Raw genomic sequence first — 21,842 nt, 5'->3', positions numbered from 1 at the left:
AATGTTCAGTCGGACATATGTCGAGACAATCCGATCCGAACCATCAAAACGCCGCCCGCTGCTATGGCTGGTTATGCACAACGGACCAACGTTTCGCAATACAGTAGCGCATTTTATGCACGATTTGGGGCTAATTCCGGTTAACGGTCGAGAATTTCTTTAGTTGGGCGAAGTATGTGGGGATATTTTGACTCTGTTACAAATATGTAAACAAAAAGGGTCCCGCACCTGCGAGACCCATTGCAAACGTATATACGCCGATGCTTAGTAGCCGACGATGCCCTGCGGGAAGAAGAACATGCACAGGACGACGCACACGGCAAAAACAACGGCCATAATTACCGTCAGGCGATCGAGGTTCTGCTCCATGACGCCCGTGGCAGAGCTGGAGTTATACAGCGAGCTAGCGATCATATCCGAAACGCCGGTGCCCTTACCGGAATGCATCAGGACGAGAATCGTCAGCGCCACGGCAGAGACAGCCCAAACGACAAACAGAAGAATCTGGAACGGACCCATAGATAAGCTCCTTAATAGAACAGTTCAAACCCCAGTACTGTACCACAATCCCCCGCTCTCCCCTACCTGCCACTCAAGGACGGGGTGGAAATGGCAGAAATACCAAAAAGGGGGTTGTCCGGTTGTGGACAACCCCCTTACTAGAAAACGGTATTTGTTTTCTATTAGGCCTCGGTGGCGAGCACGCGGCCCGTCATCTCGGCGGAAGGCTCAATACCAGCCATGGTGAGCATGGTCGGAGCGATATCGGAAAGACGGCCGTCCTCGATACCGGTGAGCTGTGCCTTCTCATCAACGATGATGAACGGCACGCGGTTGGTGGTGTGAGCCGTAAACGGATGCTTGGAACCGTCGGAAGCAACGTCAAACATGTGATCGGCGTTGCCGTGGTCGGCGGTAATCAGTGCAAAGCCGCCCTTGGCGAGAATCGCCGGGACAACCTTGGACAGGGCATCGTCAACAGCCTCGACAGCCTTAACGGCAGCGTCGAAGACACCGGTGTGACCAACCATGTCGCAGTTCGCGAAGTTCACGATGTAGAAATCAGCGCGATCCTCGTTGATGGCGGCGACGAGCTTCTCGGTAACCTCGGGAGCGCTCATCTCGGGCTGCAGATCGTAGGTAGCAACCTTGGGGGAAGCGACGAGCACGCGCTCCTCGCCCTCCTTGGGCTCCTCGATACCGCCGTTGAGGAAGAACGTCACGTGGGCGTACTTCTCGGTCTCGGCGGTGTGCAGCTGCTTCAGGCCATTGGCGGCGATAACGTCGGCCAGGACGTTCTCGGGGAACGTCTTGGGGAAGGCGACCTCAACGTCAAACGTCGGATCGTACTCGGTCATCGTCACAAAGTGCGAAAGTTTGATCTGCTCGCGCTCAAAGCCGTCGAACTCCTTGTCCGTGAACACGCGGGTCATCTGACGAGCGCGGTCGGGACGGAAGTTGAAGAAGATGGCCGCGTCGCCCTCGTGGATGCCCTCGTTGTGGGCAGCGAAGGGTTCGACGAACTCATCGCCGCGCGGATCCTTCTCGTAGTAGGCCTTGATACCGGCAACGGGGTCGGTATCAGCATCGGACGCGTTGACCATGACGTCGTAGGCGCGCTGGATGCGCTCCCAACGATTATCGCGGTCCATGGCCCAATAACGGCCCGAGACGGTGGCAACGCGAGCGTCGCAACCGGTCTCCTCGGAGATCTTAGCCAGGAAGGCGCAGAACTCACTCATGTAACCGGCACCGGACTGCGGGTCAACGTCGCGACCATCCATGAAGGCGTGGACGCGAACGGTCTTGACACCGTGCTCGGCAGCCATCTTGACCAGAGCCTCGACGTGGTTCATGTGAGAATGAACACCGCCAGGGCTCATAAGGCCCATGAGGTGGAGAGTCTTACCGTCAGCCTTGACGTCGTCCATAGCCTTGACAAAAACCTCGTTCTTGGCGATGGAGCCGTCCTTGATGGCGTTGTTGATGCGCGAAAGCTCCTGAAACACGATGCGTCCGGCACCGATGTTGAGGTGACCCACCTCGGAGTTGCCCATCTGGCCGTCGGGAAGGCCCACGTCCTCGCCCGAAGCGCCGAGCGTGGTGTGGGGGTACTTCTCGTACAGGCTATCAAGGAAGGGCGTCTTGGCAGCGGCGACGGCGTTCTCGCCATCGGCCGGAGCAAGGCCGCAACCATCCATGATGATCAGGAGTGCAGGAAGATGACGTTGTGCCATATGTCCTACTCGCCTGCCTTGACGACCATAGAGGCGAAGTCGGCAGCCTTGAGCGAAGCGCCGCCCACGAGGGCGCCGTCAACGTCGGGCTTGGCGACGAGCTCGGCGATGTTGCCGGGCTTGGCGGAACCGCCATACAGCACGCGGATGCCGTTGGCGAGCTCCTCGCCGAACATCTCCTTGAGGGTCTCACGGATAGCGCCGCAGACCTCCTGAGCGTCCTCGGCGGTAGCGGTCTTGCCTGTGCCGATGGCCCAGATGGGCTCGTAGGCGACGACGACCTGCTTGGGGCAGGTGATCTCAAGGCCAGCAAGGCCAGCCTTGACCTGGTTCACGACGTGCTCGACATAGGTGCCAGCCTCGCGGACCTCGAGGGACTCGCCGCAGCAGAAGACGGGAACAAGACCGGCGGAAACGAGAGCCTTAGCCTTCTTGTTCTGATCCTCGTCGGTCTCGTGGAAGTAGTCGCGACGCTCGGAGTGACCGATGATGCAGTAGGTGCAGCCAGCGGACTTGAGCATGTCGCAAGAAGACTCACCGGTGAAGGCACCCTTGGCCTCCCAGTACACGTTCTGTGCACCGAGGGCGATGGGGGCAGCCTGAATGCGGTCATGAACCGTGGTGATGTCGATGGTCGGAGGGCAGACGAGCACCTCGACGCCAGCCGGAACCTCGGGCAGAGCCTGAGCCAGCTCGTCGGCGAGCTTGGCGGCCTCGGCGACGTCGTTGTTCATCTTCCAGTTACCAGCGATAAGAAGGGTGCGATTAGGCATCGAGAAGCGCCTCCACTCCGGGCAGGGCCTTACCCTCGACGAGCTCCATGGAAGCGCCACCACCGGTGGAGATCCAGCTCATCTTGTCGGCCAGGTTGAACTTGTTGACAGCTGCGACGGAGTCGCCACCGCCGATGATCGAGGTGCAGTCAGCCTCGGCGAGAGCCTCGGCGATAGCCTGGGTGCCGTGAGCAAAGTTGTCAAACTCGAAGACGCCCATGGGGCCGTTCCAGAACACGGTCTTGGCGCCCTTGACAGCCTCGGCATAGAGCTCCTCGGTCTTGGGACCGATGTCCATACCCTCACGATCGTCGGGGATAGCGTCGGAAGCAACAACCTCGGGGACAGCGTCCTCGCCAAAGTGATCGGCAACACGGTTGTCGATGGGGAGTAGGATCTTGACACCCTTCTCCTCGGCCTTCTTGAGCATCTCGCCGGCGCGCTCGACCCAGTCCTCTTCCTTGAGGGACTGACCAACGGACAGGCCCTGAGCCAGGAAGAAGGTGTAGGCCATGCCGCCACCGATGATCAGGGTGTCAGCGGAGTCGATGAGGTGATCGAGAACGCCGATCTTGGAGGAAACCTTGGAACCGCCGACGATGGCGACGAAGGGGCGCTCGGGCTCGGCGAAGATGCCGGTCAGCGTGTCGACCTCCTTCTCGAGCAAGAAGCCGGCGACGGCAGGCAGGTAAGCGGCGGGGCCCACGACGGAACCCTGGGCGCGGTGAGCGGTGCCAAAGGCATCGAGAACGAAGACGTCACCATAGGAAGCGAGCTTCTTGGCGATCTCGGGATCGTTCTTCTTCTCACGCTTGTCAAAACGGACGTTCTCGAGAACGAGGACCTTACCCGGCTCGACGGCGGCGACAGCCTCAGCAGCCTTCTCGCCGTAGGTGTCAGCGACAAAGGCAACGTCGAGACCAGAGAGCTCAGCGAGCTTCTTGGCGACGGGCTCGAGGGACAGCTCGGGCTGGAAGCCGGTGCCCTCGGGACGGCCGAGGTGGCTCATGAGGATGACGCGAGCGTTGTGCTCAACGAGGTAGTTGATGGTGGGCAGGGCAGCCTTGATACGGGTGGTGTCGCCAACGACGCCATCCTTGATAGGCACGTTAAAGTCAACGCGGACGAGAACGCGCTTGCCGTCGACATCGATGTCGCGGACGGTCTTCTTGGTAAAGGCCATGTTTGCTTCTACCTTTCGTACGTGTCTGCCTCCCATTACGGCAGACGATTTCTTATAAAAAGGGCGCGACCCTAGGGTGTAAGCCCTATAAGGCCGCGCCCTTCTTTAGACGCTCAACGAGCTATTCGCTAAAAGCTAAATTAAGCAACGAACTTCTCGAAGTACTTGATGGTGCGGACCATCTGAGAGGTGTAGGAGTTCTCGTTGTCGTACCAAGAGGTGACCTGAACGAGGGTCTGGCCGTTGCCGAGGTCAGAGCACATGGTCTGAGTGGCGTCGAAGATGGAGCCGTGAGTCTCGCCGACGATGTCGCGGGAGACGATCTGGTCCTCGTTGTAGGCGAAGGTCTCGGGGATGGTCTCGGCGTAGGCCTTCATGGCAGCGTTGACCTCGTCGACGGTGACCTTCTTGTCAACGACGGCGTAGAGGTTGGTCAGCGAGCCGGTCGGCGTCGGGACGCGCTGGGCGGCACCGATGAGCTTGCCGTTGAGCTCGGGGAGAACCAGGCCGATGGCCTTGGCAGCGCCCGTGGTGTTCGGGACGATGTTCTCGGAGCAGGCGCGAGAGCGACGGAAGTTGCCCTTGCGCTGCGGGCCGTCGAGCGGCATCTGGTCGCCGGTGAAGGCGTGGATGGTGGTCATGATGCCGGACACGATGGGAGCGAAGTCGTTCAGACCCTTGGCCATCGGGGCGAGGCAGTTGGTGGTGCAAGAAGCAGCGGAGATGATGTTGTCCTCAGCGGTCAGCGTCTCATGGTTGACGTTGTACACGATGGTGGGCAGATCGCTGCCGGCCGGAGCGGAGATGACGACCTTCTTGGCGCCAGCGTTGATGTGGGCCTGAGCCTTAGCCTTGCTGGTGTAGAAGCCGGTGCACTCGAGAACGACGTCGACGTCAAGGTCGCCCCAAGGCAGGTTGTTAGCGTCGGCCTCCTTGTAGATCTTGATCTCCTTGCCGTCAACGGTGATGGAATCCTCGCCAGCAACGACCTCGTGATCGCGAGCGTAGTTGCCCTGCGTGGAGTCGTACTTCAGCAGGTAAGCGAGCATATCGGGAGAGGTGAGGTCGTTGATAGCGACGATCTCGGAGCCCTCATGACCGAACATCTGACGGAAAGCCAGACGACCGATGCGACCGAAGCCGTTAATAGCAACCTTTACTGCCATTGTGTCTCCTTTCGTAAGGCCCCCGCGAGCTACAGCGCCCGCCGTTGAGGCCCACAAACTAACCACTCGCCTAATATACCTTTTTTTTGACTTGAATTTCACGAGAATGCTCGAAATTGAAAATCAAATTTACGTTAAAACGTTTTAAATACTAAAATAGCAGCTAAATCCATATATAAGTCGTTACTTCAAACTACCTGTTTGCTTCAATGAGCTTTTCAAGCCGTAAAACACGATGGTAGAGGGCTGACTTCGACAAGGGAGGGTCAGCCATCTCCCCCAAATCACGCAGCGACAGATCAGGATAGCGCTCGCGCAGGTCGCAAAAGACCGCCAAGGCATCCGGAAGCGCATCGCGAAGGCCACGCTGCTCGAGCTCCTCGATAAGCGCAAGCTGATGTTGGGCAGCACCGGCGCTTCTGGTCTGGTTGGCGAGCTCGGCATTCACGCGACGGTTCACATCGTTCTTAACCAACTTGACCGCGCGCGCCTCCTCAATCTCGGCAACGCTGCGCTTGGCACCAATCAGCTTTAATAGATGCTCGATTTCCTCGGCGCTCTTAATGTACACGGCATATGACCCCCGCCGTGCATTAACACGAGCATGGACCCCAATCTGCTCCAACAGATCGCAAAGTCCCTTGGCATATTGCTCGCCCTGCACAGCGATCTCCAAATGAAAATCGCCGCGTGGATCGGCCACGAAGCCGCCCGCGATGAGCGCGCCGCGGATATAGGCAAGTCTACAGCAAGGACGGGCAACGATATGTCGGGGTACGCCGGCGACAAGTCCTCCCCTACGGTCGAGGATACCCAGCAGAACCAAGGCCTTATCCAGGTCTGGCTGATCAGGCAAGGTGATGAGGTAGTTTCGAACCTTATGCAAGACAGATTTGCGGACGGTGAACTCCGTTTTGAGCTTAAGGATACGATGCGTCAGCGTGATCATCGTGCGCGCGACGGCTCCCGTCTCAGTCGCAACCGTCAAACGATACCGCCCAGAGCCGGCAAGCGAGAGCGTACCGCTCACGCGCGTGAGGGCGGCAAGCGTCGACAAGTCGCAGTATTCACATTCGGGTTCGCAGCGCGCAAGCTCGTCGCGCACCTCAGCGGTAAACGACATGCAGGCCTATGCCTTCGTGTTGGCGCGCGACAGGTCGCGGTGGGAAATGCTCACATGATACTGAGCGCCTTCCAGGTAACGGGCCGTGGCCTCGGCAATGGCAACGCTGCGGTGCTGGCCGCCCGTGCAGCCGATGGCGATAGAAAGCTGCGGCTTACCCTCCGCGATATAGCCCGGCATCACCGTATCGAGCAGCTGTGTCCAAGCCTTCCAAAACTCCTGCGTCTTGGGATGGTCCAGAACAAAATCGGAGACCTTTTTATCGAGACCGGTCATCGTGCGCATCTCGGGATCGTAGAACGGATTGGGCAGGAAGCGGACGTCGATCATAATGTCCGCCTCGACGGGCATGCCGTGCTTAAAGCCAAACGAGAACACGTGGACGTCCATGAGCTGCTGGTCGGACAGCTCGGAAAATGCCATACGTAGCTTGTTGCGCAGCGCAGAGGTGCGCAGACGGCTCGTGTCGATAATCATATCGGCTCGGTCGCGCACGCCCTGAAGCTGAAGGCGCTCGCGCTGAATGGCATCGGCCGTAGTCTCCCCCGGCTTGGCAATGGGATGACGGCGGCGATTTTCGCTGTAGCGACGAATCAGCACCTCGTCAGAAGCCTCCAGGAACACGATGTCGCAGCTCATCTCGCGCTCTTCGAGCGCGGCGACCGCATCGAGCAACTCGTCAAACAGTCCCTGGCTACGCAAATCGCAGGTGACGGCGAGATGCCTGCCCACGCCCGTATTGATGCCGACGAGCTCGGCAAGCTGGGCGATGAGACGCGGAGGCAGGTTATCGATGCAAAAATAGCCCATGTCCTCGAACACGTGCATGGCCTGTGTGCGGCCTGATCCGGACATTCCGGTGATGATGACGATATCGGGGATGCGCTCCGAGCGCTCCGCCGCATCCATGGCATCTCCCTTTTGCATGTGTTGCCTCCCGAAAACAAGCGCGGGACCCAGCAACCCGGATCCCGCGCGGTCAATTGCCTATATTGAGTATACCGCCCCGAGCGGATACGAGGCCTGTCTTACGCCTCAAGCGCAGCCTTGAACCAACTCGTAATACTCGTGGGGTGCGTGATGGCGGTGCCGACGACAACGGCCCAGGCGCCAGCATCGATCGCGGCGCGAGCCTCCTCGGGCGTATGCACGCGACCCTCGCAAATGATGGGAAGGCCGGGGAATTCCTCGGTCGCCTGACGCAGGAGCGGCAGATCGGGGCCATCGGCCATGGTGCAGTCGATGGCGGCGACACCGTGAGAAAGCGTGGTGGATACAAGGTCGAAGCCCATATCAACCGCACGGCGAATGTCCTCGATGGTGGCACAATCCGCCATCAGGAGCACACCCTCCTCGTGCAGCGGGCGGAAGGTATCCTCGACCGACTTGCCGTCGGGACGCGGGCGATCGGTGGCGTCGATCGCCACGATATCGGCACCGGCAGCAACGCAGGCGCGAGCGTGACGCAGCGTCGGCGTGATGTAAACGCCCTCGTGCCCATCCTTCCACAGGCCGATAACAGGAACCTCACAGCGACCCTTAATGGCGGCAATGTCGGCAAGGCCCTGGCAGCGAATGGCGGCGGCGCCACCGAGCTCGCAAGCGCGAGACATTTGAGCCATGGTCTCGGGCGTACGAAGCGGCTCGCCCATATACGCCTGAACGCTCACGACGAGCTTGCCCTTCAGGGATTGAATCAAAGGATCGACGGTCATAAGGCTGTAACCTTTCTCGGAACAGCCTCCCGAGGCGTGTTGTCTCGGGAGGCTCCTACAGAAGATACGTTTACTTCAACGAGGCAAGAAGATGCTCAGCGGCACCGATGAGCGGAGCATCGCCCTCCAGAGAACCGATGAGGATCGGCGTGTCCTGAAGCGGATCGAGCGCCTGGCTGGCATAGCCCTCGTGCACCGAATCCTTCCACGTCTGCGAACGCCAATCGGGACCTTGGTGAATCACGCCGCCCGAAAGCACGATGACCTCTGGGTCCAGGATGTTAGCGAGCGAGCCCAAGCTGGCCCCCAGCGCAAAGCCGGCGTCATGGATAACCTCGGTCGCCTTTGCGTCGCCCGCACGGCACAGGTCGTTCACATCGCGACCGACCGAAGGACGGCTGGGGTCGACGCGACCAAAGCGCTCATCGTACATACGACCAATGGAAGTGCCCGAAGCAACCGACTCAAGATGGCCGGAACGCCCGCAGGCGCAGGGAATGCCGGCGGCAGCCGAGCACTCGATGTGGCCCATATGGCCGGCAGCACCATGGAAGCCCTGCATCACGCGGCCGTTCTCGACATATGCGCCGCCGATGCCCGTGCCGATGCCCAGGCACAAGACGGAGAACTTGCCCTTGCCGACGCCCCAGTGGGCCTCGCCCAGAGCATGAGCCTGCACGTCGCCCACAACGGCAACGGGGAGACCAAGGTCCTCGCGCAGACGCGGCCCCAACTGAACGCCGGACCAGCCGGGCATGATCTCGTTGGCATACGCGATGGCGCCCGTCTTGGGATCGACGACGCCGGCGGCACCAATGCCGACGCCAAGGACCTCGACATCGGGATTCGCCTCGAGAGCAGCCTTGATGGACGCCTCGATACGCTGGAAGACGGCCTCGCCGCCCTCTTGGGCCTCGGTGGGAACCTCGGCCTCAAAAACGGGATGGGGCACACTACCGTCAGCCGGGTACTCCATGATGGCAGTCGCGATCTTAGTTCCGCCGATATCGACAGAGCAGACGTACTTGTTCTCCATGTCGTTCTCCTTAGGAGATAAAAACAACTACAGGAAATGAAGGCGGTGTTATCGCCGCAGCATGATAAAGGTTTCCCAGGTGCCCGAGGTTGGGGTGAAAGTGGTCGGGCGTTGACCTAATGGGTCACGCCCGGCCACTTGAGCCCCAAGATCGGGTGCCTGGGGAAGCTTTACAGGAGACCGTTGTCCTGGAGGACCTTCTTAATCGCCTCGACGTTCTCGCCGGTCATGGCCTTCACCGGGCGCGGCATGGTCGGGCTGTCGAAGATGCCCATGAGGTTCATAGCGGTCTTGAAGGCACCGACGCCACCGGCATAGCCCTGGACGCCCGAGGTGACATCCCAGATGTGCGAAATCTCATTGAGGCGGTCCTGCTCGGCCTTGACGGTAGCCCAGTCACCAGCCTGAGCGGCCTTCCACTGACGCACGTAGCCCTCGGGCTCAACGTTGGCGAGACCCGGGACGGAACCGTCGGCGCCACCGAGGTAGGCGCCGTCGACAACAACCTCGTGACCGGTGAGAATGCTCATCGGATGGCCGTTCTTCTCGTTCTCCTGAACGAGGTAGCGGAACGAGATGTCATCACCCGAGGAATCCTTGACGCCGGCCAGAACGCCCTCGGCGCCGAGCTTGGCAAGGAGCTTCCAGGGGAGCTTGGTGTGAACGCAGACGGGAATGTCATAGGCAAAGATGGGCAGGTCGAGCTCCTCGTGCAGGATGCGGAAGTGCTCCTCAACCTCGGTCATGCCCTGCAGGGCATAGAACGGGCAGGTGGCGACAAGCGCATCGGCGCCCAGCTCCTGAGCGACCTTGCCGTGCTCGATCATGCGCTCGGTCTCGGTGTCGATGATGCCGACCAGAACGGGAACACGGTGGTCGACGATACGAACGGCCTCGGCGATAATCTGGCGACGGCGCTCGTCGGTGGAGAAGACGACCTCGCCCGAGGATCCCAAGAAGAACAGGCCATCGACGCCGGCATCGATCATGCGGTTGATGCTGCGCTCAAAGGAGACAACATCGAGCTGGTGGTCTTCGGTATCGGGAACAACGACGGGAGGGATAACGCCGGTGAATTTCTGAGTTGCCACAAGAATCTCCTTAGTTGTCTGGCGGGCAGCCCTATGCCGCCCACTCTTGTTGGCAGTGTCCAGGCCGTCTAGGCCAAAGAACACGGGTAGAACGTTTGGTTAAAGAAGTCGACGACTTCGTTTTCGAACGCATTGATGCGCTCGTGAGCGTATTTTGCATAGATGATATGCCTCCGGTCACACTCAAGACCGTTGAATACGGCAAACTGATCCTTGGGATCGCTCACGGTATCCATAAGCGATGTGCCCATGAGCACCGATCCGCGCACCCGAGGCGACAGCGCCTCGAGGCCGCCAGGAAGCGGATTGGCAACCGCCGTGCAGGCGAGGCCCCGCTCGTCCAGAGCAGAAACCGCCAGCGCGACTCCGCCGCCAAGACCCTCGCCCCATGCAAAGATGCGGTCGGGGTCCATGCCATCAAGATTGCGCACCACCTTCGCCAGCGCGCCACCCCAACGGACGCGCTCGACAAAAGCGGGCGAAGAAATCCCCCGCTGCAGGTCGTCCGCACCAGCAACATCGTCATCCAGCGCAAGGACGGCATACCCCATGGCGGCAAATCTCGTCATGTGATGCCAGCCGCGCACAGGCCGATCGATGTCGTGGAACATCAGACACAACGGCACGCGCTCAGATACTCGGGCACGACCGACAGGCTCGATCAAACGAGCGTGAATCGCATCGTCACCGAGCTCAAAGGAGACCTCCGAGTAACGGACACAGGGGTTAACAAAGTCAATCGCCGTAATGGCCAGGCCTTGAATCTCAAGATTCGAAGCGCATGTCTCTAAATCGGAAACATCTGCTTGGACATCACCGCGCCAGCCTCGATATTCTGCGAGCCTTGACGAAACCGTTCCAGGAATTCCCACGAGCCCGGGGACAATCAGCTCATTGACATTGCTCTCGCACTTAGACATGAGCCTCCCCTCCCTTACAGAAAAACGGAATGATCAGATCGTCAAAATCCTGAATCTCCTCGTGGCCAAAGCCTTCAAAGAACTCATGACGCTTTTCACAGGTCAGGTTGTTATAGACCGCAAACTGCGTAGCTGGCGGACAGACGATATCGGCTGTGCCGGTGCCAAACAGCACGGGGCATTTGACCATAGGGGCAAAGTTCTTGGAATCGAAGTACTCCAGCTTGGCATAGGCTTCGTCAATACGAGTCGAGTCCTCGTCAAACCAGCGAGACCAATAGCGCAGGCCCTCGTAGGCAATGTCGTCGGCATCCAAATCCCAGACCAGACGGAAATCTGACAGGAAGGGATAGAGGATGGCGGCACGATTGATAAGCTCGCTGTTAAGCGCACAGGTCGCAATGCCCAAACCGCCGCCCTGCGACGCGCCGTTCACAAACACACGCGCAAGATCGATGCCCTCGAGCTCGCGAACGATGCGGCACAGGATGCGAATATCTTGGTGCAAGCGGACATAGTAGAGGTTGGCCGGGTCGCCGTCGATACCGGCGACGATATGACCGGCAACCGTTGTGCCCTCAAATCCACCAATGTCCTCGGAGGGACCTCCTTGGCCGGGGCAGTCGAGGGCGATGAGTGCCATGCCCATGCCCGCAAACGACGCCTGCTCAAACCAGCTGCGGCTTGCACCCGGATACCCATGGAACTGAAGCACCAATGGCACGGGCTCGTCCGAGACAGGTTTAAGGTACTTGGCATGCAGGCGCGCGCCACACATGCCGGTATACCAGAGGTCGAAAAGCTGGCAGGTCGCGGCATCGGCGACCGATGCCGTCTCGATCGCATAGTCAAGCCCGACGGCGTCGGCCTCGGCCATGCGATCCTTCCAAAAGAGATCGAAATCTGATGGACGGGGCATGGCGCCTCGGTATTCACCAAATTGATGTTGTAGCTCCTGAGCACTTGGCATGGCTCGTGAACCCAACCTTTCGAAATCGCAACGGAGGTGCGCCCGGCAAGGGAACCGGGCGCACGGGAGGGAAAGCGAGGCTACTCGCCGAGCTTGGGATGCAGCAGCGACGGCGCAGCGCCGAGCAGCATCTTGGTGTAGGGGTCCTGGGGGTGCTGGAAGACCTGCTTGGCCTCGCCCTGCTCGACGATCCTGCCACCATTCATAACGATGATGTCGTCAGAGATATAGCGGACCGTCTGGATGTCATGGCTGATGAACACCATGGCCAGGCCGAGCTCCTTCTTAAGGTCGGTTAACAGGTTCAGAATCTGTGCGCGGACCGAAACGTCCAGAGCCGAGGTGGGCTCGTCGGCGATGATGGCATCGGGGTTCAGCGACAGGGCACGGGCAATTGCGACGCGCTGACGCTGGCCGCCCGAAAGCTGACCGGGAAGAACCTCGGCGGCGGAGCTGGGCAGACCGGTGAGCTCCAGGAGCTCCTTGACGCGCTTCTCCTGCTCGGCCTCAGTACCCAGGTTGTGGACGCGCATGGGGTCGAGCAGCTGCTCGCGAACGACCATGCGGGGATTGAGCGCCGTGGCCGGGTTCTGGAACACGACTGAGATGACGCGACCCATGTGGCGACGGTCCTCGGCGGTACGTTTGGTAACGTCCTTGCCCTTAAAGTAGACCTTGCCGCTCGTGGGGGCCTGCAGGCCGCACATGACGTTGGCGGTGGTGGACTTACCGCAACCGGACTCGCCGACGATGCCGATCGTCTGACCGGGCATGAGCTTAATCGTTACACCCTGGACGGCGTGAACCAGGTTGGGGTGCAGAATCGAGCCGGTACGGGTCCTAAAGGTGACGTGGACGTCATCAAGGAAGATGATCGGCTCGACGCCGTTGACTGCGGTCTCGCTCATCTACATCACCTCCGCGTGAGGGGTCAAACCATTTGCCTTGAGCACCTCGTCGGGGAGCTCGGAATAGAAGTGCTCGGTACCGGGCACGCGCTTGAAGACCGGACGGGTGTCCAGGCCAATACGCGGATGGCTCGAGCGGGGCGCGAAGCGATCGCCCTTGGGGAAATCGCGCGGGCTCGGAACGGCGCCGGGCACCTGGTGCAGGCGACCCGAACCGCTCTCGATGGACAGAACGGAACCCAGAAGACCGCGGGTGTACTCGTGGATCGGGTTGGTGAGCAGCTCCTTGGTGGGTGCCTGCTCGATAACCTGGCCAGCGTACATAACCGTGATGTTATGGGCAACCTCGGCGACCAGAGCCAGGTCATGCGAAACGAAGATCATGGCAAAGCCGAGCTTGGCCTGAAGATCGTTGAGCAGCTTGATGACCTGCTTCTGGACGGTAACGTCCAGAGCGGTCGTGGGCTCGTCGCAGATGACCAGCTTGGGGTCGCGGGTAAGGGCCATAGCGATCAGGACACGCTGACGCTGGCCGCCGGAAAGCTCGTGCGGATAGCTCTCGAGCGTGCGCTTGGGATCGAGGCCGACGAGCTCCAGGAGCTCCTCGGCGCTGCGGGTTCCGCCGCGCTTGGTGAGCTGCTTCATCTGGGCAGAGATGAGCATGGAGGGGTTGAGCGAGGACAGGGCGTCCTGATAGACCATAGCGATATCGGTACCGCGCAGGCCGAACCACTCCTTCTTGCTCATCTTGAGCAGGTCACGGCCCTCCCAGAGGACCTCGCCGGAAAGGTGCTCGTCCTCATCGGTCAGGCCCATGATGGCCAGCGTGGTGATGGACTTACCGCAACCGGACTCGCCCACCAGGCCCATGGTCTGACCAGGACGGACGTCAAAGTTGACATGGTCGACGACGTTGATATCACCGTGATGCTCAAACTGAATGCAGAAGTCACGGACCGAGAGAATCGGTTCAACAGACTCGTCGGGCACATGGCGATCGTCACGCTTGAGCTCGACATCGCGCAGGGCGCCAAGGCGAGCGGAGAGGGACTGGGCCTGCTCCTTGTAGGCGCGAACGGGGTCGGAGACCAGCAGGTCGGCCTCGCGACGCTTGGAGGAATCGGTAGGATCCAGGGCGGCGGAGGGGGCAGCGGCCATGGCGTCGGTAATGCCCTCGGAGAGGATGTTAAGCGCCAGGCAGGTGATCATGATGGCCAGGCCCGGGAACAGCGCCTGCCACCAACGGCCGGCGAGCACGCCGCCGCGGGCGTCGGCGAGGATGTTGCCCCAGGTAGCGGTGGGCTCCTGGATACCAGCGCCGATGAAGGTCAACGAGGCCTCGAAGATGATGGCGTCGGCGACCAGGGTAACGGTGAAGACCATGATCGGGGCGATGCAGTTACGCAGAACATGCTTGATCAAAATCCACGGAGCCTTGGCGCCGGAAACGATGACCGCGCGGACATAGTCCTCGCCGTACTCGGACACGATGTTGGCGCGCACGATACGGGCAATCTGCGGAGTGTACATAAAGCCAATGGCGAAGATGATCGACGGCACGGAGTTGCCCAGGATGGAGACAAAGACGGCCGCGAGGGCGATGCCCGGGATGGACATGATGATGTCCAAGATACGCATGATCGTCTCGGAGACGGCCTTGCGCGAAACCGCTGCAAGGGCGCCCACGACCGAGCCGCAGACCAGAGCCATGGCAGTGGCGCCAAAGCCGATAATCAGCGAGTAACGACCACCGTAGAGCATACGCGACAGAATGTCGCGACCCTTATCGTCGGTACCGAAGATAAATCCGTTGCCGGGAGCCTGGCGAGCCGTAAAAATCTCGACCGGGCTATAGGGGGCAAGAAGGGGCGCCAGGATCGCAGTCAGGGCGACCAGCACCAGCACGACGGCGGCAATCTTAGAAGATAGCGTCATCTTCTTCCAGCCACCGAGCTTGAGCCCCTTGGAGGCAGCCTTCTCGAGCTGCTCGGTTTGCTTCTCTCGAATCTTTACCATAATCTACACCGTCCTGATGCGCGGGTTGATGAGCAGGTAGAGCATGTCAACCACGATGTTGATGATGATGAAGGCGAGAGCAACGACGATGACGACGCCCTGAACCAGGTTCGCCTCGTTGCCCTGAACGCCCTGCAGAATCGCGGTGCCCATGCCGGGGAGGTTGAAGATAACCTCGATGACGACGGCGCCGCCCATGAGGTAACCGATCTTAAGACCGAGGGTGGTGACCGGGGTGATCAGCGCATTGCGAAGAACGTTGATGCCGACGACGACCTTCTCGGGAACGCCGGCGCCACGAGCCATACGGACATAGTCCTTGTCGAGCTCCTCGACCATGGCGGTACGCACGATACGAGTCATCTGGCCCGTCAGCGGAAATGCCAAGGCGATAGCGGGCATGATCATACGTCCCAGATAGCCAACCGGATTCGTGGTGAAGTGAGGCAGAGCACCCGATGCCGGGAGCACCTTAAGGTAGGAAGAGAACAGCAGGATCAACAGAACGGCAAGCCAGAACGACGGGGTTGCCAAGCCGGCGATGGAAAAGACGCGGATCACTTGGTCCGGCCATTTGTCGCGATACAGTGCCGCGATGACGCCGAGCAAAAACGAAACGACCGCACCGATGGCAAGACCGATGAAGGTCAGCTGCATCGTGACGGGCAGGGCCGTGGAGATGCGCTTGGCAACGGAGTTGCGAGCAGCACCATAGGTGCCCATGTCGCCATGGATCAAATCGCCCATATAGCGCACGTAGCGCACGGGCCAGGGGTCGTCCAGACCATACTTCTCATGGTACTCGGCAACCGCCTCGGGCGAGGCGCCGTCACCCAACGCCGTGTAGGCGGGGTCGGTCTTGGAGAACGACATAAGGAAGAACACCAGGACGGTGACGCCCAATGCCATGATCGGCAGCGCCACAAGACGCCTTCCAATCAAACGTAGCAAGTTGTTCACGTTCTCTCCCCTTTCTTTTGTCGGTAGGACCAACTGGTATATGAGTACGGATACTCATTACAAGACCCGAGCGACATCGTTGCCGCCCGGGTCTTTGTTTCAACTATGAGGATACGGTCCCAACGACCGACATCCTGCATACAGACTCAAGCGAGTCTTACGCCTTGACGGTCGCAACGCCCCTGAAGGACATGCTCGTCGTGCCGATGCCCTTGAAGCCATCGAGGGCCTCGCCGTTGGGCGCAGTGGACGGATCGTCCCAGGAAGCGGAGACGGTCTTGACGTGGACAACGGGGTACAGAACAGCGTTGTCGGCAATGATGTCGAAGCACTCGTTCCACTTCTTCTGCTGCTCGTCGCCCTCGGCGGCAAGAGCCTCGTCCATGAGACCGTGGAGCTTCTGCCACTCAGCGGACTCCTTCCACGGGCAACGGGTCTGCATCCAGACGTTGTCGCCGTACCACCAGTTGAGCAGCAGGTCGGGGTCGGCGCCGAAGCAGGAAGGATCGCCAGGGGCAAGGAGGATATCGTAGGCCTCGCCGCCGTCGATGGCAGCGTAGGTGGCCGGCGAGGTATCGGTCTGGATGGTCACATCGAAGCCGAGAGCGTCGAGATCGTTCTTGACCTGGGCGGCCATGCCCTTAATCTGCTCGTTGTCGGTGGTGCGCAGGGTGATGGCACCCGGGGTGATGCCAGACTCCTCGATGAGCTTCTTAGCCTTCTTGGCGTCGGTCTTGTACACCGTGGAAGCCTCATGATAGTTGGTGAAGCTCTTGGGCAGGTAGCAGCTGGCAGCGGTGGCAAGGCCGGCGAAGGTGTTGCTGACCATCTTCTCGGTGTCGAGCGCATACATGACAGCCTGACGGACCTTGACGTTGTTCCAAGGCTCCTTGGCGACGTTGAACATAATGAAGCGGGTGCCGAAACCCTGAACGTTATCGATCTTGCAGCCGGCGCTCTCGAGCTGGTCGACGGCGTCAGCGGTAACGAGCTCCATAACGAGCGTGGAGCCCTCCTGCTGAGCGGTAACGCGAGCGGTGGGGTCGGTCAGGATGCTGTACTGGATCTTCTTATCCTCGGCAGCATACTCACCGTTGTACTCAGGATTGGGAACCAGGGTAATCTCGGTATCGGAGATAGAGTCGTACATCCAGGGGCCGGAGCCGATCGGCTGCTTGGCGCGATCCTCCTCGGTCTGGGTGGCCGGGGTAACGCGGACGATGGCCAGACGATCCTTGAGCAGGGAGAAGTTGGGGACCTTGGTCTTGACCGTCACGGTGCTGGCGTCCTTGGCCTCGATGGACTCGAAGGGTTGGAAGAACGGAGCATAGGTAGCGGAAGCGGCGCAAGCGGTGTAGGAGGCGACGACATCGTCAGCGGTGACCTCGGTGCCATCGGAGAACTTGGCACCCTTACGGATGGTGACCTCGAAAGTGGTGTCGTCCACAGACTTGGGATCGTCGGTGGCGAGCTCGTTGAAGGTGCTGTAGTCGTGGTAATCGATGCCGTAGAGGCCCTCGACGACGTGCCAGTTAGCACCCAGGCCCACAGCGGAGCCGGTGCTGGCGGGATCGAAGCTGGACGGAGCGTAAGCGGAACCAGCGGTGATCACGCCGCCGCCACGGTTGGCGGAATCGGTGGAACCGGAAGCGGAACCCTCGTCGCTAGAGCTGCCACCGCAGCCGGTGAGACCAAGCCCTGCGACAGCAGCGACGCTGCCGGTGAGGCCGAGGAACGAACGCCTGGACATACCCTTGTTGATGATGGCCATGTCTTCTCCTATCAATAGAGAATCTTACTCGGGAGCACCTAGACTTGCCCCCGCGCAACTTGCGGACGATATATACCTTACCTACCGACGAGCCCAACTGAGGTGCCGCGCTCGGCGACCGATACATACATCCGCTTGAACGGTATTTACTACCGTTCACCGAATTCGTTGACAAACGATTCGCCAGACAGTATGTATCGGCGAGGTGAGATATCAGTCTTCGTCAACCCGCAGGATAGCAGGGTTGTTCACCATGACTAGTCAAACGTTTTAGCGTTAATAAAACCCGAAACCAGCAGGCAATCATGGCGAAATAAATGGTTGAAAATCACGCAATCATGTATATCAGTAGTTTAGGCTCGTGTTTAGCTATCGGAATGGCCAGCCGCCGCCTCGGCGCGCTCGGCATTCCATGCAACGAGCGCCTCGTGGACCGCCTTGGCAACATCGGCAGGTATGCCGCGAACTTCCGCGATCTCTTGCTCGCTCGCCGCGCGCAAACGCTTCATCGAGCCAAAATGGCGCATAAGGGCACGTTTTCTGGTGGGTCCCACGCCTGGAACGTCATCGAGTACCGAAACCGTCATGGCTTTATCGCGCAACTCGCGATGGAACGTGATGGCAAAACGGTGCGATTCATCGCGAACCTGTTTAATTAGATAGAGCGAAGCAGACCCGGTCGGCAGCACGACGGGAGTCTCGTCCCAAGGCACGAAAACTTCCTCATCGGCCTTCGCCAAGCCGCAAACCGGTATATCGAGCCCAAGAGCCTCAAGTTGCTTGATCGCAGCGGTCAATTGCGGCTTACCGCCATCGACAACGAGCAAATCGGGGCGCGAGCCAAAGCGCTCGTCGACCATGCGCTCGGGAGCATAGCGTCGTCCCAAAACCTCGGACATCGACACGAAGTCGTTTGCCTCGTCCAATTCGGCCTGAATTTTAAAACGACGGTACTGGCTTTTGTCGGCGCGTCCGTTGGTAAACACCACCATCGAGGCGACGGTAAAGGTTCCATGCAGCGTCGAGATATCGAAGCACTCGATACGCATCGGCGGCGCCGGCAGCGCCAGCGCGCTTTCGAGCTCCAGGAGCGCTTGATTGGTGCGGTCGTCAGCGTACCCCGTTCGCATCATGTAGCGCATGAGGGCATGGCGCGCATTTTTGGATGCCATATCGAGCAAACGGTGCTTTTCGCCACGCTGCGGCCTATGGAGATGGCAGGAACGCTCGCGCTTGCCTGCAAGCCACTCCCCCAGCGCCTCCGCATCCTCAAGCTCGACAGAGAGGTTTATCTCAGCTGGAATATCAGCCGTCTCGTCGTAATAGCGCTTAAGAAAGCCCGACTGGAGCTCTTCCTCGTCAACATCAAGACCCTTGTCGAGAATGAACTCGCAGGTGCGAACTGTTCGGCCCTCACGCACGACAAAGACGCAAGCGGCAGAGATGGTCTCCTCGCGATAGAAACCGATGACATCGATATCGACACTGGAGGGAAAAACGACTTGCTGACGGTCGTCCAGACCCCTGATGACCTCCAAACGACGCTTGACGCGTGCCGCGCGCTCAAAATCGAGTGCCTCGGCGGCATCCGCCATCTCGGAAGTCAGCTCGTCGACGACATCCTTGCGATGGCCCGACAAAAAGCGCTCGACACACTTGACGTTCTTGGCATAGTCTGCCGGGGAAATCGCGCCGACACACGCACCCGGGCCGCGCCCGACATGGTAGTCAAAGCAGGGGCGCCCGTTTTGCGCGCAAATCATATTGACGATGTCTTCCTCGCCCTTGTGGGACTCGACGATACGACGACAACGACGCCACTCCGCACAGGATGCGGAGCAGATGGGGATAACCTTGCGCAGCGTATCTATCGTCTCACGTGCCGCACGGCTATCGGTATAGGGACCAAAATAACGCGTTCCCGGCTTATGACGCTCGCGCGTATATTTGATAGCGGGATACAGGTCGCTCTTGGTGATAGCGATAAAGGGATAGCTCTTGTCGTCCTTAAGGTCCACATTAAAGTACGGATGGTACTGGCCGATCAGGTTGCGCTCGAGTACAAGCGCCTCGTGCTCGGTCTCCACCACGATATAGTCAAAGCTCGCCACCAGCTGCATCATCAGCGGGATCTTTTGACGCTCATCCTGCAGCGTCACGTACTGGCGCATACGGGAACGCAGGTTTTTCGCCTTGCCAACGTAGATGACATCGCCCTTGGCATCTTTCCAAAGGTAACATCCGGGCTGCGTGGGAACGCGCGAAACCTGCTCGGCGAGTGTTGGAATGTTGTCGTGACCGGCCACACGCACCTACTTGCGACGAAGCAGCGCCGAGACCTCGGGCATCTTAAGGACGACGGCAAGGCCAAAGGTAACAGCAAGCGAGACGACACCCGCAACGCAAACGTAACCAAGAGTAATCAGAATCGAGCCGCCAAGTGCCCCGACAAAGTGCTCAAGCGCCCACATGACGCCGGCGCCTGCGGCAGCGCCCAGGCCACCGAGCAAAAGGCCAAAGAAACCGCCATGCAGGATAGATTTGACCTGAAGGCCACGCAGACGACGACGCAGCCACCACAGCGAGCAACCGACCAGGATCACGTAGTCGACGACATACGAAAGCGCGATTGCCGGCATACCGAAGCCCAGCACAACGCCAAACAGCAGAACCGAGCCGGCCTGGCCGATGGCGGAATACAGGCAATAGCGGCTATAGGGCTTCATGTCGAGCAAGGCAGAGAAGCTCTTCTGCATCAACACGACCACGCCGTAGAGCGGCAGCGAGAACGCCAGGTAGACAAGGAACTCGGACACCAGCGCCACGCCGGACTCATCAAACTTGCCGGCACAGTAAATCATGTTGAGCGGACGCGCGAAGACAATCAGGTACAGCGCGAACGGAATCAGGAAGAACAGCATCTGGGCGACGCCACGCGAAATGCCCGTGCGAACGCTGTCGTAATCCTTCTCCTGCGCGTCGTGAGAGAGCTCGGTATAGAGCGCCGTCGAAAGCGAGGCGGCAATCAGCGCGTAGGGCAGCGTGTACCACAGGCGCGCATAGGCGATGACGGAAGGACCAGTCTCGGGCTGGACCACCAGCGCGGCAGCGTTGGTGATAGAAGTCGAGACAAACATGCACACCGTGGCGAGCAGCGTCGGGATACCGAGCGCAATCGTCTGGCGCAGTGCGGGGTCCTTAAAGTCGATATGGATATGGGGATGCACGCCGTGCTTGCCAAGCGCGGGAATCTGACATGCCATCTGAACAAAGACACCGAGGGTCGTACCGGCCGCAATCAAGATGATGCCGGCACGTTCGCCAAACTGTGCGGACACGGGCGCAAAACCCATAAAGCTCGCAATGACGATCACATTGTTGAGGACCGGGGCAAACGTCGACCAGAAGTAGTCGCGGTGTGCGTTGAGAACGCCCGAGAACACCGAACCCAAACCATAAAACAGAATCTGGATGGCAAAGAAACGGAACATGAACGCAGCGGTATCCATGCTGCCGCCGTCACCCGAAAGGAACGATTGTGTCCAGATAAAGCCCGGGGCGAACACGGTCCCCAGCAACGAAATGCCACCCAGCACCAAAAGCAGAATGCCGAGCAGGTTGCCCACGTACTCGTTCGAGGCCTCGCGACCCTGCTCACGCCTCACGCCCATGTACACGGGCAAAAACGCCGTCACGAGCATGCCACCCATCACGAGTTCGTAGAGCATATTGGGCAGGTTGTTGGCGACCTGATAGGAGGACGAGAGTAGCGACATGCCGATAGCGGCCGCCATTGCCCACGTGCGGATAAAACCGGTAACGCGAGACACGATGGTCAGGATGGTCATAAGCCCAGCGGAACGACCAACCGTGGAGTAGTCCGACGAGCCCATGTCGTCAGTGTCATCTCGCGACGAAGAAACTTCGGATGAGGGTGTCTGAGGCGCAGATTCTTTTGCAAAATGAGCTCCGC

General features: G+C 59.7%; 18 protein-coding genes. All 18 read right to left on the bottom strand.

From position 1 onward, the window contains the following. Positions 1 to 264: 264 nt before the first annotated feature. Positions 265 to 519 carry a preprotein translocase subunit SecG gene (gene secG / locus AAAX72_RS09005; protein WP_006236144.1) on the bottom strand — a complete coding sequence of 85 codons (255 nt, stop codon included), beginning with the start codon at positions 517 to 519 and terminating at the stop codon, positions 265 to 267. Positions 520 to 683: 164 nt separating this feature from the next. Continuing rightward, positions 684 to 2,237 (bottom strand): 2,3-bisphosphoglycerate-independent phosphoglycerate mutase, encoded by a 1,554-nt coding sequence (gene gpmI / locus AAAX72_RS09000; protein ID WP_006236146.1) that lies wholly within the window; start codon positions 2,235 to 2,237, stop codon positions 684 to 686. 5 nt (positions 2,238 to 2,242) lie between these two features. After that, positions 2,243 to 3,010 (bottom strand): triose-phosphate isomerase, encoded by a 768-nt coding sequence (tpiA, locus tag AAAX72_RS08995; protein ID WP_035138884.1) that lies wholly within the window; start codon positions 3,008 to 3,010, stop codon positions 2,243 to 2,245. After that, positions 3,003 to 4,193: a phosphoglycerate kinase gene (locus AAAX72_RS08990; protein ID WP_035138885.1), complete on the bottom strand. Its 1,191-nt coding sequence runs from the start codon at positions 4,191 to 4,193 to the stop codon at positions 3,003 to 3,005. The genes tpiA and AAAX72_RS08990 overlap by 8 nt, the downstream gene beginning before the upstream one ends. 140 nt (positions 4,194 to 4,333) lie before the next feature. Next, positions 4,334 to 5,359, bottom strand: a complete 1,026-nt coding sequence (gap, locus tag AAAX72_RS08985; RefSeq protein ID WP_055286941.1) for a type I glyceraldehyde-3-phosphate dehydrogenase — start codon at positions 5,357 to 5,359, stop codon at positions 4,334 to 4,336. Between the two features lie 193 nt (positions 5,360 to 5,552). Beyond that, entirely contained in the window at positions 5,553 to 6,482 is a 930-nt protein-coding gene (whiA, locus tag AAAX72_RS08980) for a DNA-binding protein WhiA (protein ID WP_349130048.1), read from the bottom strand. A gap of 6 nt (positions 6,483 to 6,488) precedes the next feature. Further along, positions 6,489 to 7,409 (bottom strand): RNase adapter RapZ, encoded by a 921-nt coding sequence (gene rapZ / locus AAAX72_RS08975; RefSeq protein ID WP_022094878.1) that lies wholly within the window; start codon positions 7,407 to 7,409, stop codon positions 6,489 to 6,491. A 101-nt stretch (positions 7,410 to 7,510) separates the two neighbouring features. Beyond that, positions 7,511 to 8,197 carry an N-acetylmannosamine-6-phosphate 2-epimerase gene (locus AAAX72_RS08970; RefSeq protein ID WP_006236154.1) on the bottom strand — a complete coding sequence of 229 codons (687 nt, stop codon included), beginning with the start codon at positions 8,195 to 8,197 and terminating at the stop codon, positions 7,511 to 7,513. A 70-nt stretch (positions 8,198 to 8,267) separates the two neighbouring features. Continuing rightward, entirely contained in the window at positions 8,268 to 9,233 is a 966-nt protein-coding gene (locus tag AAAX72_RS08965) for an ROK family protein (RefSeq protein ID WP_022094876.1), read from the bottom strand. 170 nt (positions 9,234 to 9,403) lie between these two features. Beyond that, complete coding sequence (locus AAAX72_RS08960) at positions 9,404 to 10,324, bottom strand: dihydrodipicolinate synthase family protein (RefSeq protein WP_117746686.1); 921 nt, start codon at positions 10,322 to 10,324, stop codon at positions 9,404 to 9,406. A 68-nt stretch (positions 10,325 to 10,392) separates the two neighbouring features. Then, complete coding sequence (locus tag AAAX72_RS08955) at positions 10,393 to 11,244, bottom strand: acetylxylan esterase (protein ID WP_349130046.1); 852 nt, start codon at positions 11,242 to 11,244, stop codon at positions 10,393 to 10,395. After that, positions 11,237 to 12,214, bottom strand: coding sequence for an acetylxylan esterase (locus AAAX72_RS08950; RefSeq protein WP_349130044.1), 978 nt, complete (start codon positions 12,212 to 12,214; stop codon positions 11,237 to 11,239). Before AAAX72_RS08950 ends, AAAX72_RS08955 begins: the two co-directional genes overlap by 8 nt. 80 nt (positions 12,215 to 12,294) lie before the next feature. Further along, a complete protein-coding gene (locus AAAX72_RS08945; RefSeq protein WP_117848735.1) occupies positions 12,295 to 13,122 on the bottom strand; it encodes an ATP-binding cassette domain-containing protein in 828 nt (275 codons plus the stop codon). Further along, a complete protein-coding gene (locus AAAX72_RS08940; RefSeq protein WP_099431432.1) occupies positions 13,123 to 15,138 on the bottom strand; it encodes a dipeptide/oligopeptide/nickel ABC transporter permease/ATP-binding protein in 2,016 nt (671 codons plus the stop codon). It abuts the gene before it with no gap. A 3-nt stretch (positions 15,139 to 15,141) separates the two neighbouring features. Next, positions 15,142 to 16,098: an ABC transporter permease gene (locus AAAX72_RS08935; protein WP_035138896.1), complete on the bottom strand. Its 957-nt coding sequence runs from the start codon at positions 16,096 to 16,098 to the stop codon at positions 15,142 to 15,144. Positions 16,099 to 16,255: 157 nt separating this feature from the next. After that, complete coding sequence (locus AAAX72_RS08930) at positions 16,256 to 17,869, bottom strand: ABC transporter substrate-binding protein (RefSeq protein WP_035138897.1); 1,614 nt, start codon at positions 17,867 to 17,869, stop codon at positions 16,256 to 16,258. Between the two features lie 365 nt (positions 17,870 to 18,234). Continuing rightward, positions 18,235 to 20,175: an excinuclease ABC subunit UvrC gene (gene uvrC / locus AAAX72_RS08925; RefSeq protein ID WP_349130043.1), complete on the bottom strand. Its 1,941-nt coding sequence runs from the start codon at positions 20,173 to 20,175 to the stop codon at positions 18,235 to 18,237. A 6-nt stretch (positions 20,176 to 20,181) separates the two neighbouring features. Next, a complete protein-coding gene (murJ, locus tag AAAX72_RS08920; RefSeq protein WP_117759563.1) occupies positions 20,182 to 21,762 on the bottom strand; it encodes a murein biosynthesis integral membrane protein MurJ in 1,581 nt (526 codons plus the stop codon). Positions 21,763 to 21,842 lie beyond the last annotated feature (80 nt).

It is taken from the genome of Collinsella sp. CLA-ER-H8 (assembly GCF_040092335.1).
Lineage (GTDB): Bacteria > Actinomycetota > Coriobacteriia > Coriobacteriales > Coriobacteriaceae > Collinsella.
This window is presented reverse-complemented; position numbering and strand designations above follow the sequence as displayed.